Source organism: Virgibacillus alimentarius, assembly GCF_000709085.1.
Lineage (GTDB): Bacteria > Bacillota > Bacilli > Bacillales > Amphibacillaceae > Virgibacillus_B > Virgibacillus_B alimentarius.
Genome location: NZ_JFBD01000080.1, coordinates 1 through 14,673 on the forward strand (window position 1 = coordinate 1; position 14,673 = coordinate 14,673).

The window sequence follows — 14,673 nt, forward strand, 5'->3', positions numbered from 1 at the left end:
CAAAATTCGGGGGTTAATCCGGTGTGTTTTCTGCACCAATGTCAGAACTGGCCCTTATCCACTTCTTAATTTTAAATGTTCTTTTTCTTTCATACTTAAAAATCCCCCTTTAGATAATTCGTCATCTAAAGAGGGGGAATTTAGGCATTAATTTTTAAGGATTGATAGTGAAGCGAATTTTGATACAATTCTTTGAAAAAGCAGAATGATCAAGTAATCAACTTTTTTCTTAAAATAATAAAAACCTCCAAGTAACTCTGTAATTACGCTTTATATTGGAAGTGGACCGAACAACACACCAATTAGGGTTAATTTAGGCGAATAAATCGTCCCTACAGTCGCAAAATAGGCTGAAAATACATACCACAAAAGAATGTAGGTTTTAGTTAAAAAACATAGCGGATAATCCATGATATCTTAAATATAGAGTCCACTATTATTATAGTATAGTTTTCCATGAAAAAACCTTATGCTGGGTGCAATTGCTGACTAAACAGTCCATTATGTTAACAAGTATTCCCTTAGAGATTAATCGTATATTACACTTTTTCCTTGTTCGCTTAACTTTTTTAAAGATGTAAGCATATGATTTATTTCTTCGTCGGAATGTCTTTCCCATGAACCTAGTTCAGCTATTATTTTCAAAGGTGATTTAGACCTATAGGAACGTGTTGGATTTCCAGGAAATCTTTTGTTAGTTACATTCGGATCATTTTCAAAATCACCCAATGGTTCCACAATATAAATTCTTTCCTTTAACCCGGATGTTCCTAATTCAGCACCCCATTTAGCAGCATCTAATGTGGCAGTAAAATATATATGGTTGGATTTTTTATCTTGAAAATTTGATACATATTGAGCCTCTAATAAATATCCAATTTTCAGTTCTGCTTTTGTGCCATGAAAAAAAGGCCCCTTATCTAAGACACTTTTATCATTCATACGGACACACTCCCTAATATTTTTTAAAAATTGTGTATAACATTGTCTGCAATTATAGTATTTCTATATACCCTTCTGTTCTATTCACCCTTATCCTTTGTTCGTCTCTGATCATCTTCGTAGCATGTTCTACACCGACTACTGCTGGCAGGCCGTATTCACACTCAATCACTGCTCCATGGGTCATCAGTCCACCCACTTCGGTGACAAGTCCTTTGATGGATACAAACAATGGTGTCTAGCTTGGATCAGTAAACGAAGTGATTAATATATCTCCATCTGCCAGGTCAGCATCTTCTATGTTCAGGATGACACGTGCCCTTCCCTCTATATCACCGGAGGAAACAGCTAATCCGGCAATCGCATTCTCTGGCAAATTCTCACTTTTGTACTCACCTGTAATTATATCACCGTCAGACGTGATAACACGCGGAGGATTGAGTTTTTCATATAATCTATATACATTTTTTCGTTCGATGACGATTTGATAATCCAGTTGATTAGTTGTTACAGCTTCATGTAGTTCTTCAAACGTGACTTCTTTCTCGATAACGTTAGCTTGCACAAGCAGTTTAGCCTCTTTCAGCAGAGCCTGCTATAGATGAAGTAGTAAATACAAAATTTTATAAAGCGTTCAAAGTTTCCTTATTCAGATAAAATCATGAGAGATAATTTGGGAAGTTGTTTTGAATTGCGTGAGGCTGTTTTATACGTTGTTTAATAGCTTTTTTATTTCTATTCATTGCGTTGAATTGTATACCTTTTTGTTACCTTTTCATCAAAAAACGAGGTCTGCTTATCAGCAAACCCCGTCATATCAAGCATTATTCAATTAGGCTTACATCATGCCCGGCATTCCGCCGCCCATGCCGCCCATATCAGGCATTCCGCCACCTTCATTTTCTTCAGGAAGGTCAGCTACTACAGCTTCAGTTGTTAGGAACATAGCCGCAACAGAAGCAGCATTTTGAAGTGCTGAGCGTGTAACTTTTGTTGGGTCAACAATACCAGCTTCAATCATGTTTACCCAATCTCCGCTTGCAGCGTCAAATCCAGTACCGATCTTTTCGCCTTTCAAACGTTCTACAACAATGGAACCTTCTAACCCAGCATTGTGTGCGATTTGACGTACTGGCTCTTCAAGTGCACGAAGTACGATACTAGCACCTGTAGCTTCATCATCTTGAAGTGATAATTCGCCTACTTTATTGTAAACATTTACTAGAGCAGTACCACCACCGGATACCATTCCTTCTTCAACACCTGCACGTGTTGAGTTTAATGCGTCTTCCATGCGCAATTTACGCTCTTTTAGTTCTGTTTCAGTTGCAGCACCAACTTTAATTACTGCTACACCGCCAGCTAATTTAGCAAGACGCTCTTGTAGTTTTTCTTTATCGAATTCAGAAGTGGTTTCTTCTGCTTGTGCACGAATTTGTCCAACACGTGAAGAAATAGCTTCAGGATTCCCAGATCCTTCTACTACTGTTGTGTTGTCTTTTGTTACAACAACTTTTGATGCACGACCTAGTTGCTCCATAGTTGTACCTTTCAACTCTAGACCAAGGTCTTCTGTAACTACTTCTGCACCTGTTAAGATTGCGATGTCTTCAAGCATTGCTTTACGACGGTCACCAAATCCAGGAGCTTTTACAGCTACAACATTAAACGTACCGCGAAGTTTATTTAGTACTAATGTAGCAAGTGCTTCTCCTTCTACATCCTCTGCGATCATAAGAAGTGGTTTACCTTGTTGAACAACTTGTTCTAAAACAGGTAATACTTCTTGAATATTTGAGATCTTTTTATCAGTGATTAAAATATAAGGATCATCCAATACTGCTTCCATTTTGTCTTGGTCAGTAACCATATATGGAGAAGCATATCCACGATCAAATTGCATACCTTCTACAACTTCAAGTTCGGTGTTGAACCCTTTCGATTCTTCAATCGTAATTACACCATCATTTCCAACGCGTTCCATTGCTTCAGCAATCATACTTCCTACTTCGTCATCTCCAGCTGAAATAGAAGCAACTTGTGCAATTTCTTCTTTACTTTCAATAGGCTGTGAAATAGATTGCAATTCATTTACAGCTGTTTCTACTGCTTTTTCAATTCCACGACGGATTCCAACTGGGTTTGCACCAGAAGTAACGTTCTTCAAACCTTCACGAATCATTGCTTGGGCAAGAACTGTTGCAGTTGTTGTACCATCACCAGCTACATCATTTGTTTTAGATGCTACTTCAGATACAAGTTGTGCACCCATGTTTTCAAAACGGTCTTCAAGTTCAATTTCTTTAGCGATTGTTACACCATCATTTGTAATTAAAGGGGAGCCAAACTTTTTATCTAAAACAACGTTACGACCCTTTGGTCCTAAAGTTACTTTTACTGCGTTTGCTAATGTATCTACACCTCTTAGTAAAGAACCGCGAGCGTCTTCACTAAATTTAATTTCTTTAGCCATATTATAATAACCTCCTCAAAATATTTTTCTTAAGTATAATCAAGATAGATTAGCCAATTACCGCCAAAATATCACTTTCACGAAGAATTAAGTATTCAGTGCCTTCATATTTCACTTCAGTACCTGCAAATTTAGAGAAAATAATATGATTACCTTCTGCAACTTCAGGTGCTACTCTTTCACCATTTTCTGTAACACGGCCAGAACCAACTGCAACTACTTTACCTTCTTGTGGTTTTTCTTGTGCAGAGTCTGGAAGTACGATGCCACTTGCAGTTTTTTCCTCTTTTTCAACAAGCTCGATTACAACACGATCTCCTAGTGGTTTAATCATGTAGACAACCTCCTTAATTCATAATCTATGTTTTATTATTAGCACTCATCAAACACGAGTGCTAATACCAATTATTATAATAAATAATTATATTAAAAAATGCAAGCATTATCATTCAACTTTTTCCTCGTATCTATTTTTCCATTCACCATAAAATATAATGAACCATTATATTATTAGAACGATGAAAGATATGATAAAATCTATATTAGTGTTTTTTCAGTGAAAAACTACTGCTATATTTAACACTTCAAACATAATCTATACAAATACGAAATTTTAAAGGAGTCGTTCTGTTTTGACAAAGCGTTATTGGTGGGTCATTATAACCTATATCATAATGCAATTCTCTGGAGTCTTGTTTGCTCCAATTCTTTATACTGCGTTACCAATCAGTAAATTTCAAGCTGTTATTTCTTGGAGCATTATAAGTTTTATCATTGGTCTTATTGTGGTACTCGTTCTAATGAAACCGGATATGAAAATGGAAAGAAATATAAATGCCGCTAGTCCTGGCCAGATGATTTTATGGTCTTTTGTCGGTTTATTTATGGCATATGTTGCCCAAGGGCTTGCCATTACAATTGAAACAAATTTATTTGGTATTAAACCTGGCTCAGCAAATACTGAAGCCATTGTCAATATTGCACGATCTGCACCTTTATTTATCATAATACCAGCACTCATTGCACCAATTTTAGAGGAAATTATTTTTCGTAAAATTATTTTTGGTGTATTATACACACGTACAAACTTTTTTATTGCTGCTGTTTTATCCGCCCTTGTCTTCGGAATTATTCACGGAGAACCTATGCATATTTTGATCTACGCTTCAATGGGATTTGTATTCGCGTTTTTATATGTAAAAACAAAACGGATCATCGTGCCAATTATTGTACACATGGCTTTAAATACAATTTCAGTCATTGTCCAGCTTTCATTTGATCCAGAAGACCTCGAACGAATACAAAACCAACTTGAGCAAGCGCAAATGATTTTTATTGGAGGCTAATTTATGAGAATATCACCAAGAGGAATAGCGATCGTCTATTTTTTAATGGGTGCTCTCTTTATTTATATTGCAATCAATAGTGTGACAGATACGGTATGGAATACCTTAACGATTATTTTCACCATCGTAGCTACACTAGATTTCATTGTAGGATTTCGATATTGGAGAATGCATCTATACTTAAAAAAACATAATAAAAAGAAATAGGCCGCAAAAAAGTATTGTGTGTTCCCTTTTAAGGATTAAGGAGGCAACACATCTAATTAAAAAGCTAAATAGCATGCGAAAATCATAGTGGTTTTCACATGCTATTTTTTTTGGCCCATCATGCTTATACCATAAATCAAATCCAAATTGGAATCAAAAATCGCAACACTAGAAAACTATTCAAATGTTGCGGTTTTAAATAGGTATGGATAACTGCGCAGATCGCATCACAGATCAAATTGAAAAGTACGCTTCTATTTCGCAGCCCAATTCTACTTTATGTACTCGTATAATCAAATAAAGAGCTTATTCCTATTATACGACTGAGATTGGATCTCATATCTTTAATGAAGGAACTTTTCATTGTTATCCAACTGGGTTCATCAGGCAGTCATACACTTCAAATTTCCTAATAGAACATAGAAAATTAAGTTCTGCTTACAGACCCTCATCAAGCGGATAATGTTTAAGGAAATAAACCAATGCTTGTAATTCTACAGCCAAGTCAATATGATGAACACGAATATGTTCTGGTACACTGATTCTTGCTGGTGTAAAGTTCAAAATTCCTTCAATTCCGCAATCTACAAGCCTGGTAGTAATTCCATCCGCTTCACTTGCAGGTATGGTTAGAATGGCCACTTTGACATCACCAATTCTGTCCTCTAATTCAGCGATGTGATAGATAGGCACGCCTCCGACATTTCCTTCTGACTTACTCGGATCAGAGTCAAAAGCCATAACAATCTTTGTATTATTATTTTTAGTAAAATTATAATTTAAAAAAGCTGTCCCTAAATTCCCAACACCAATTAAGGCAACCTCAGTTACCTCATCCTGGTCTAATGTTTTTCTAAAAAAGCCGAGTAAATATTCAACATTGTAGCCATAACCTTTTTTCCCTAATGCGCCAAAGTAAGAAAAATCCCTTCTAATTGTTGCAGAATCAACTTTTACTGCTTCACTGAGTTCTTTTGAAGAAACCCGGGCTTTCCCTTGGTGATTTAGATTATTTAAAAAACGATAGTATAGTGGCAATCGTTTTGCAGTTGCTTGTGGAATTTTACTTTGCTCCATCAATCTTCCTCCGTATCTTTTCGTAAATAATCACCGGATTTACCACCCTTTTTCTCTAGCAGATAAGTATTTCCGATAACCATTCCTTTATCAATGGCTTTACACATATCATATATTGTTAGAGCGGTTGCTGACGCTGCTGTCAGCGCTTCCATTTCTACTCCTGTACTTCCTTTTGTTTTTACAAAAGCTTCTATTCCTAATTCGTATGTGGTATCTGAAACTGACCAGTGAAACGAAATATCAATGCTTTTTAATTGAAGGGGGTGGCACATCGGAATCCAGTCAGATGTTTTTTTGGCAGCCATCACTCCAGCGACTTGGGCGACAGCGAGAACATCTCCTTTATCTATTTGGTTCTGAGTAATTTTCTTATAAATTTCCTGATTGACGAATATACTGGATTTAGCAACGGCTATACGCTCTGTTTCGTCTTTTTTGCTGATATCAACCATTCGCGCTCTTCCCTGTTCATTAAAGTGAGTAAAATTTGACATTATCTCATCTCCAATTTTTTTATCTTAATCCCTATTCTAGCAGAAAAATATTCATAAGTCGTGATTAATTTCACAATAGTATTGCCTGCCCGATTTCAAATAGGATACACTGGGATTATACAGACGAGGTGACACAAATGATAATAATGCAATTAAATGATGTTTCAAAATCCTTTGGGGCAGAGGAAATTTTAAAAAACGTAAAACTTGAAATAAAAAGAAATGACCGAATTGCTATCGTTGGGAGGAACGGTGCAGGAAAATCAACCTTGCTGAGAATAATGGCTGGAGAAATTTCCTATGATGAAGGAGAAATATACAAACCAAAAGACTTATCCATTGGTTATTTATCACAGCATACAGCATTGGAGTCTGCTAAATCCATTTGGAATGAGATGTTAGGGGTCTTTGACCATTTGCGTCAGCAAGAACAAGAACTCCGTGCAATAGAAAGGCAAATGGAAAATGCAGCATCCTTATCAGCTGAAAACTATGAGAAACTATTGCAAAATTATGATGTACTACAGCAAGAATTTGAATCTGGAGATGGCTATAACTATGAAGCTGAGATTAAAGCCGTTTTGTCAGGGTTACATTTCCACCATTATGACTACGAAACACCGATTAATGAATTAAGCGGCGGACAAAAAACAAGATTGGCCCTGGGAAAATTACTATTAAAGAAACCTGATCTGCTTATATTGGATGAACCGACAAACCATTTAGATATTGAAACACTTTCCTGGTTAGAGAGTTACTTAAACAGCTATCCTGGAGCTGTTACGATTGTATCTCATGATAGGTATTTTTTAGATAAGACCGTTTCGATTGTGTACGAAATTTCCCGTCATAATACCAAAAAATACCATGGCTCCTATAGCAAATTTCTTGAACAAAAGGCATTAGATCACGCCCGGGAATTGAAAGAGTATGAAAAACAGCAAATAGAAATTAAAAACATGGAAGATTTCATTCAGAGAAACATTGCTCGTGCTTCAACAACGAAGCGAGCACAAAGCAGAAGAAAACAGCTACAGAAAATGGAGAAGCTCGATCGTCCACTAGGTGATGAAGCATCCGCCTCATTCTCCTTTCAAGTGAACAAAAGAAGTGGAGATGATGTGCTGAAAATGAAACAGGTAGCTTTTCGCTACGACAAAGAAAATGCACCTTTATTTACAAATGTAAATTTATCTGCTAATCGAGGAGAACGGATTGCACTTGTTGGTCCTAATGGTGTTGGAAAGACCACCTTATTAAAAGTGATTTTAGGGAGGCTTAAACAAGATCAGGGACAGATTCACATTGGGACGAATGTGCAACTTGGTTATTACGATCAGGAGCAAACAAATTTAACCTCCTCCAAATCAGTGCTGCAGGAATTATGGGATGAATACCCTACCATAAATGAGAAAGATATCCGTACCGTGCTAGGCAATTTCTTATTCTCTGGAGACGATGTGCTAAAATTAGTTCACACGCTTAGCGGAGGAGAGAAAGCTCGACTAGCTTTAGCGAAGTTAATGATGAAAAAAGCGAATTTGCTTATTTTAGACGAACCAACAAACCATTTGGATATTGACAGTAAAGAAGTATTGGAGTCTGCATTAATTGACTACCCTGGGACCATTATTTTTGTTTCTCACGACCGCTATTTTATCAATAAAGTTACGGATCAGGTTGCAGAAATGAATCAAGATGGCATAACTATTTATTTGGGAGACTATGATTATTATATAGAAAAAAAACAAGAAGAAGCAGAGATAGCCAGACTTAACCAAACCGAAGAAATAATGGAGCATAAAGAAAAGAAAAAGAAGCTTAGTTTTAAAGAAGAAAAATTGATTCAAAGTGAACAAAGAAAAAAAGAACGACAAATTGTAAAATTGGAAGAAACTATTGATGCTCTTGAAACAGAGCTCGTAACATTGGAAGAGGAAATGGCTGAACCCGAAATTTATGAAGATCATAAAAAATCACTAGAACTCACGGAAAAAGTAAACAAGATCAAGCTAGAGCTCGAACAACTTATGGATGAATGGACGGTTTTACAAGATTAACTCTTTTTTAAAAAGAGTATCTGTTTATTCGACAAAAAAAGGGAAAATGAATTTCTTGTCGAATATAATGGTTATAGAATGAATATAATGAAGGAGGTAAAGCCACATGCGAAGATATAGGCGTAGAAATACACCAGCTTTTACAGTGTTAGCCTATTTTACATTTTTTGCTGGTGTAGCTTTATTTTGTATTGGCCTCTATAATGCTGATAACTTGCAATTAAATGAAAAAGGATATTATATCGCAGTAATGATATTAGTAGCAGTTGGCGCCATATTAACACAGAAAGTAACTAGAGATAATGCGGAAGATGATGAGATTATTGCTGAGCAAGAAAGAGATCAAAACATTTCTAAAAAAGTGGATTGATCAATGAATACAAAAGGGGTATCCTGAAAATAATTCCTTTCAGGATACCCCTTTTTTACTTTAAAAATAGTATCTATTATTTAAAAAGATAATCATTTTGAATAGTGTATTCTACCGCAACTCTATATACAAGCCCAAACCCCAGCATTGTGGATAAAATGGAACTTCCTCCATAACTTATTAACAATAGCGGGATCCCGGTTATCGGCATAATACCTATTGTCATCCCGATATTTTGAAATGCATGAATAAGTAACAAACTCATGAAACCGAAACACAAATATGCGCCAAAATCATTATACTGATAGATTTTTAAACCTAGTGTTACTAGTTTATATAACAAAAGGAAATAGACAAAAATAACCGCTGCACTTCCTATAAAACCAAAACTCTCACCGATCACAGAAAATATAAAGTCTGTATGTGCCTCCGGAAGCTGAACTTGCAGGCTGCTCATTCCTTTACCTGTCAATTGCCCCGAACCGATAGCCGACATCGATCTTTCGATATGGAATCTGTCATTACCAGATTGACTATTTGGATCAAACCATGTTAACACACGGTCTGCCTGGTAAGGCTTTATCCCAATTGCTGTAGCAGCATCCGGAAATTTAACAATCAAGGCTATAGAAGCTGCTGCAATAAGCAGCATCCCTAGGATTAGCGTAACAATAATTTTCCAATCAATCCCCGAGAGGATTACTAACATGCCTGCAATAAAAAGGAACACGACCGATGTACCGAAATCAGGCTGCTGAAAAACGAAGAAAACTGGAAGTGCAGTGACTGCAGCAAGTTTCGCCAAAAGCATAACATCACTTTTCAGTGTGCTTTTTCTATATTTTTCCTTATGTTTACTAATAACTGCAGCTAAATATAAAATGGTTGTAATTTTAGTAAACTCTGCTGGTTGTAAAGATAAACCAGGAATAGATGTGAACCAGCTTTTTGCTCCATTTATCGTCCGAGCTATACTTTCAGGACTTAGGAACAAAATAATTAAAATGAGCACCCCAAAAGCATAGGCGTAAACACTCATTTTATATAGCTGATCTAAATCAAGAAATTGTATAGTTGCTACAAATAAGGCGCCAACTGTAAACCATGCTAGTTGTTTTAAAACAAAGTTATTACCTGCATATTGCTCCAGATGCTGAGCATTATAAATAGCCACTAAACTAATGCATATACAAAGAAATAGCAAAAAAATAAAATCATGTTGTATATAATACGATTGCCTTTTAGACATTGTGGTATCACCAAATTTCTGTCATCTTATTTTAAACGACTCTTCGATTAACTTACCATCCACAAATTTTAATATTTAAATTATCCACAAGCATATTCACAAAAGATTGCTCTTTAATGGACTTTATGTGTAGTTATAAACATAATCCACATAATTATCTATATTAATCCACACTTATTATCCACAGCCTGTCACTTGAATAATCAAGTATCCTGTTATTTATCCACACATCAGTGGATAAATAAGTCACAGTTTTATCTTAATAATAATGAAGGATTGGCATTTAACTTCAAATCGGATCGTTTTCCTTGTTCGTAAGCAATTGTTCCAGCTGCGGCAATCATTGCTGCATTATCGGTACACAAATGTATAGAGGGAATAAGCAGGGATATATTGGTACCACTAAATTGTTTCTCTAATGCTGCACGGAGTCCTTTATTTGCTGCAACCCCTCCAGCAACAATTACTTGTTTTACCCTATATTCATCTGCTGCTCGTTTTGTTTTCTTTGTTAAAACGTCTATTACACTTGCCTGAAAACTAGCAGCGATATCAACTTTTTCTATATGTTCTCCGCGTTGTCGAGCATTGTGAACTTTATTAATAACTGCAGATTTGAGACCGCTAAAACTAAAGTCATAACTATCATTTTCTAGCCACGCGCGTGGAAAGGAAATGGTTTCTTCTCCTTGGCTTGCTAAGCAATCAATATGTGGCCCACCAGGATATGGTAATTCTAACATTCGAGCTACTTTGTCATAAGCTTCTCCAGCCGCATCATCACGTGTTTCACCTATAACTTCATAACTTCCATGTTCTCTCATTAGAACTAATTCCGTATGGCCGCCAGAAACGATTAACGCAAGTAATGGAAATTCAAATTCATTTTCCAGTCTATTTGCATAAATATGACCAGCAATATGATGTACACCTATCAATGGTTTTTGTTTAGCAAATGCCAAAGCTTTTGCGGTATTTACGCCTACAAGCAATGCCCCAACAAGACCAGGCCCTTCAGTTACTGCAATCGCATCAATATTTTCCCATGTGAGCTCTGCTTGATTAAATGCTTCCTCTAGAACAATTGTCATTTGTTCTACATGATGTCGGGAAGCAATCTCTGGAACTACGCCTCCAAACCGTTTATGACTCTCAATCTGGGAAGCGACAACATTCGAGAAAATTTTTGTGCCATTTTTTACAATGGCTACAGCAGTCTCATCACAACTTGTTTCAATACCTAATATATATAAATCATTCTTCATTTAATTTCACCCACATTACAATAGCATCTTCCTGATCATCCGTATAATAATTTTTGCGAATGCCCCCTGGCACAAGACCAAACTTCCGGTACATTTTCTGCGCAATTACATTCGACTTTCGTACCTCTAATGATAAACGTTTAACTCCATTTTTCATCGCTTGATATGCAACGTACTGAAAAAGTTTTTCTCCTAACTTATTCCCGCGAAATTTTGGTAAAATTGCAATATTCGTAATTTGTGCATCATCTAACACAATCCATAAACCAGCATATCCGATAATTTTATTATCTAGCACCATAACAAAATAATGCGCATGCTGATTTTCAACAACCTCTTGATGAAAAATATCTTCCGGCCAATGTGTTTGGAAAGAAGCTAATTCGACTTCCATAACTTGCGGTATGTCTTTCACTTCCATTTTCCTGATCATTAATTCAGCCATCATGCTTATTTCCCTTTTTAGATTTCAGCCAATTGGCTTCTGCTTCAGCTAAACGCAAATAATTAGGTGTTAATAAATGCGTATCGTCAGCTGGTTTCGTTTTTCCGGCTAATGCTAAATGTGAAGGGCTCGTCTGATGAAAAGGACCTTCAGGAAGAATAGCCTGGCTTCCTATATACGATATAATTTTTTCTTTATATAAATGAATATCCGGACTTAAAAAAAGAATTTCCTTACCCATTTGGGATAATTCATGAAGCCAATCATCCATGTTTACATTCTTTTCCTTATCCGTCTCGATAAGCCGACTGTTCTTCCATTGATATAAACCAGTATAAACCATTTCACGCCGTGCATCGAAAAACGGACATATGTAAGAATTAAAAAATTTCCCTTGATATGCAAGTGCTTCCAGACTAGAAACACCTGTGATAGGAATATTTAAAGCCCAAGCCAAGGTCTTAGCTGTCGCCAGTCCAATTCGGACACCTGTATATGAGCCGGGGCCCTTAGCAACAACAACTTTATTTAATTGTTCTGGAGTTATACTAACCTCTCTCATTAGTTGATCAATCGCAGGCATCAACCTAACAGAGTGATTTTTAGCTATGTTAGTAACCGTTTCTCCAATAATTATTTCATCTTTAAGAATTGCGACGCCCATTAATTGATTTGATGTATCAATCGCAAGTATATTCATTCGAGCTACTCCTTCATATAATATAGCTGTGATTATAGTGTTTAGCCAATTAGTTCGTTTATTATCCAGTCAAAATGCACACCTTTTGGAGAAAAGGTTAACATCCTAGTATTCTCATCCATGTATTTTATATGAATATTTAAACGCTCTGACGGAAGAAAATCTTTAATAAATTGGGCCCATTCGACTACAGAAACACCATCACCATTAAAATATTCAGCAAAACCAATATCCTCGTCTGAATGTTCTAATCGGTAAACATCCATATGATAGAAAGGCAATTCACCTTCATACTCTTTTATAATTGTAAACGTTGGGCTGCTCACCGTTCGTTTGACGCCTAGCCCTCGTGCGATCCCTTTTGTAAAGGCGGTTTTTCCTGCACCTAGATCTCCCTCTAGCGTAATAACATCACCAGGTTTCAGCAATAAAGCCAGCCTTTCACCTAATCGGGTTGTTTCCTCCACAGCATATGTTTTTATTTGATGTTCTTTCATTATAACACCTACTTTTTATGTATATAACCATCTTTCTGTAATAACTGTCTATCCTTATTATCATGCAGAAACACATATCCTACTTCATCTACGCTATAATGAACATAACCAATTTTGGTAATTGGAGTTTGGCTTTTTTCTGCAGCTTCCTTCACATCTAGCCAACTTTCTTTAGCTACCGTGCCCAATAGTTCAAAATCCTCTCCCCCGAATAATTTCCATTTCCGCTGTAAATCCAAGGGAAACTGTTGGTAGGATTGACTTATTGGAAGCTGCTCATCATATAAATGAATACTTACCCCAGAAGCAACAGCAATCTCAGAAGCTTCGTTTGCAATCCCATCACTAACATCATTTAAAGCTACCCTTGGCAGATCAGCCAAAGCTTTAGCAAAATCTACTCTCGGTAAAGGCTTTTGATGTTTCTTTATATAATAATCTTTATTTTCATATTTATTTTCATTTAATAGTATATGCATTCCCGCCTGTGAGTCACCCAACGTACCAGTAACAAACACAATATCGCCATTTCTCGCACTTGAGCGATAACGAGCCTTATTTCTTTCTGTATAACCGATAACAGTTATGGAAACAGCTAATTCTTTTCCGAAAACAGTATCTCCACCTATTAAATCCATCTGATACACTGCAGCTATCTCCCTCATACCATGAAAAATTTGATCTACGTCTTTCATAGACCACGTTTTTGGAATAACGATTGAAACAAGGTAAAAGGTTGGAGAAGCTCCCATAGCTGCTAAATCACTAATATTAGCAGCTAAACCACGATACCCGACATGATAAGGTTCCATCGTTTTTCGAGAAAAATGAACATCTTCAACAAATGTATCAACAGCTGTTACAATATCTTGCGCCGGTTGCCGAAAGACTGCTGCATCATCACCTATTCCCTTAAGAAGGGAAGATTGCTTATAAGAATGCTGTTTAATTGAATCGATAAAAGAAAATTCATCCATATATTTATCACCAAATTTTTTTAAGACTACGTTAATCATAGCAAAACAGCGAGAAAAGAAAAAGAAAATAGTTGAAACAGATAATTTGTTTTTATGTAATTTCTTATACTTTAACTAAAATAAGATGCAATAATTTAAAATCCAAATCAAAACAAATGCACATAATTTATATAAAATTATGTGCATCTATGTATTTAGAAAAATTATTGAATTTTAAATATGGCGGTCTGGACGGGACTCGAACCCGCGACCTCCTGCGTGACAGGCAGGCATTCTAACCAACTGAACTACCAGACCAAAATGATATATATCTTTTGTTAATAATTAGATGTTAAAGGAAATAAAAGGCCGGAAATATATTTATCCATAAATCAATATATCTCCCTCTAACAACTAAATTTTTAGCGATGTTTAAGAGAGAGATCTCAATGCTTTTGCAATTATTATTTAATTTGGTTGCGGGAGCAAGATTTGAACTTGCGACCTTTGGGTTATGAGCCCAACGAGCTACCAGACTGCTCCATCCCGCGATATATAATATTATTTCAAAGCCTGGCGGCGTCCTACT

The 14,673-nt window shown here is 36.2% G+C and carries 15 protein-coding genes, 2 tRNA genes and 1 pseudogene; 4 read left to right on the forward strand and 14 right to left on the reverse strand.

The window, feature by feature from the left end; genetic code table 11:
* Window positions 1–528: 528 nt before the first annotated feature.
* From arr to groES, 4 genes and pseudogenes are all read right to left on the reverse strand, one after another.
* Window positions 529–942 (reverse strand): NAD(+)--rifampin ADP-ribosyltransferase, encoded by a 414-nt coding sequence (gene arr, locus GZ63_RS0112620; RefSeq protein ID WP_029270111.1) that lies wholly within the window; start codon window positions 940–942, stop codon window positions 529–531.
* Window positions 943–994: 52 nt separating this feature from the next.
* Window positions 995–1,551 (reverse strand): annotated as a pseudogene (locus GZ63_RS17495) (PEP-utilizing enzyme); the annotation flags it as partial.
* A 229-nt stretch (window positions 1,552–1,780) separates the two neighbouring features.
* Window positions 1,781–3,415, reverse strand: coding sequence for a chaperonin GroEL (gene groL, locus GZ63_RS0112635; protein WP_029270115.1), 1,635 nt, complete (start codon window positions 3,413–3,415; stop codon window positions 1,781–1,783).
* Window positions 3,416–3,464: 49 nt separating this feature from the next.
* Entirely contained in the window at window positions 3,465–3,749 is a 285-nt protein-coding gene (gene groES, locus GZ63_RS0112640; RefSeq protein WP_029270117.1) for a co-chaperone GroES, read from the reverse strand.
* Between the two features lie 298 nt (window positions 3,750–4,047).
* Between groES and GZ63_RS0112645 the strand changes: the two genes are divergently transcribed.
* Both GZ63_RS0112645 and GZ63_RS16795 read left to right on the forward strand, forming a co-directional pair.
* Window positions 4,048–4,761 (forward strand): CPBP family intramembrane glutamic endopeptidase, encoded by a 714-nt coding sequence (locus GZ63_RS0112645; RefSeq protein WP_029270119.1) that lies wholly within the window; start codon window positions 4,048–4,050, stop codon window positions 4,759–4,761.
* A gap of 3 nt (window positions 4,762–4,764) precedes the next feature.
* Window positions 4,765–4,968 carry a YdiK family protein gene (locus GZ63_RS16795; protein ID WP_038221249.1) on the forward strand — a complete coding sequence of 68 codons (204 nt, stop codon included), beginning with the start codon at window positions 4,765–4,767 and terminating at the stop codon, window positions 4,966–4,968.
* Window positions 4,969–5,406: 438 nt separating this feature from the next.
* On the opposite strand, the gene GZ63_RS0112655 is transcribed toward GZ63_RS16795, so the two are convergent.
* Together GZ63_RS0112655 and moaC are read right to left on the reverse strand one after the other, a co-directional pair.
* On the reverse strand, window positions 5,407–6,045 hold the full coding sequence (locus GZ63_RS0112655) for a redox-sensing transcriptional repressor Rex (RefSeq protein ID WP_029270121.1): 639 nt from the start codon (window positions 6,043–6,045) through the stop codon (window positions 5,407–5,409).
* Window positions 6,045–6,542, reverse strand: coding sequence for a cyclic pyranopterin monophosphate synthase MoaC (moaC, locus tag GZ63_RS0112660; RefSeq protein WP_029270123.1), 498 nt, complete (start codon window positions 6,540–6,542; stop codon window positions 6,045–6,047). Before moaC ends, GZ63_RS0112655 begins: the two co-directional genes overlap by 1 nt.
* 137 nt (window positions 6,543–6,679) lie before the next feature.
* Between moaC and GZ63_RS0112665 the strand changes: the two genes are divergently transcribed.
* Entirely contained in the window at window positions 6,680–8,602 is a 1,923-nt protein-coding gene (locus GZ63_RS0112665) for an ABC-F family ATP-binding cassette domain-containing protein (protein ID WP_029270125.1), read from the forward strand.
* A 106-nt stretch (window positions 8,603–8,708) separates the two neighbouring features.
* The gene (locus GZ63_RS0112670; protein WP_029270127.1) at window positions 8,709–8,972 is read left to right on the forward strand and encodes a YiaA/YiaB family inner membrane protein; all 264 of its coding nucleotides are present in this window, start codon (window positions 8,709–8,711) and stop codon (window positions 8,970–8,972) included.
* A 76-nt stretch (window positions 8,973–9,048) separates the two neighbouring features.
* On the opposite strand, the gene GZ63_RS0112675 is transcribed toward GZ63_RS0112670, so the two are convergent.
* From GZ63_RS0112675 to GZ63_RS0112710, 8 genes are all read right to left on the reverse strand, one after another.
* A complete protein-coding gene (locus GZ63_RS0112675) occupies window positions 9,049–10,221 on the reverse strand; it encodes an FtsW/RodA/SpoVE family cell cycle protein (RefSeq protein WP_029270129.1) in 1,173 nt (390 codons plus the stop codon).
* 254 nt (window positions 10,222–10,475) lie between these two features.
* Complete coding sequence (gene tsaD / locus GZ63_RS0112680; RefSeq protein ID WP_029270130.1) at window positions 10,476–11,486, reverse strand: tRNA (adenosine(37)-N6)-threonylcarbamoyltransferase complex transferase subunit TsaD; 1,011 nt, start codon at window positions 11,484–11,486, stop codon at window positions 10,476–10,478.
* Window positions 11,476–11,931: a ribosomal protein S18-alanine N-acetyltransferase gene (gene rimI, locus GZ63_RS0112685; protein WP_029270132.1), complete on the reverse strand. Its 456-nt coding sequence runs from the start codon at window positions 11,929–11,931 to the stop codon at window positions 11,476–11,478. Before rimI ends, tsaD begins: the two co-directional genes overlap by 11 nt.
* Window positions 11,924–12,631: a tRNA (adenosine(37)-N6)-threonylcarbamoyltransferase complex dimerization subunit type 1 TsaB gene (gene tsaB / locus GZ63_RS0112690; RefSeq protein WP_029270134.1), complete on the reverse strand. Its 708-nt coding sequence runs from the start codon at window positions 12,629–12,631 to the stop codon at window positions 11,924–11,926. Before tsaB ends, rimI begins: the two co-directional genes overlap by 8 nt.
* A 41-nt stretch (window positions 12,632–12,672) precedes the next feature.
* Window positions 12,673–13,128 (reverse strand): tRNA (adenosine(37)-N6)-threonylcarbamoyltransferase complex ATPase subunit type 1 TsaE, encoded by a 456-nt coding sequence (gene tsaE / locus GZ63_RS0112695; protein ID WP_029270136.1) that lies wholly within the window; start codon window positions 13,126–13,128, stop codon window positions 12,673–12,675.
* Window positions 13,129–13,136: 8 nt separating this feature from the next.
* On the reverse strand, window positions 13,137–14,105 hold the full coding sequence (gene thiL / locus GZ63_RS0112700) for a thiamine-phosphate kinase (RefSeq protein WP_029270138.1): 969 nt from the start codon (window positions 14,103–14,105) through the stop codon (window positions 13,137–13,139).
* Window positions 14,106–14,325: 220 nt separating this feature from the next.
* Window positions 14,326–14,402, reverse strand: a tRNA-Asp gene (locus tag GZ63_RS0112705).
* A 156-nt stretch (window positions 14,403–14,558) separates the two neighbouring features.
* A tRNA-Met gene (locus tag GZ63_RS0112710) sits at window positions 14,559–14,635 on the reverse strand.
* Window positions 14,636–14,673 lie beyond the last annotated feature (38 nt).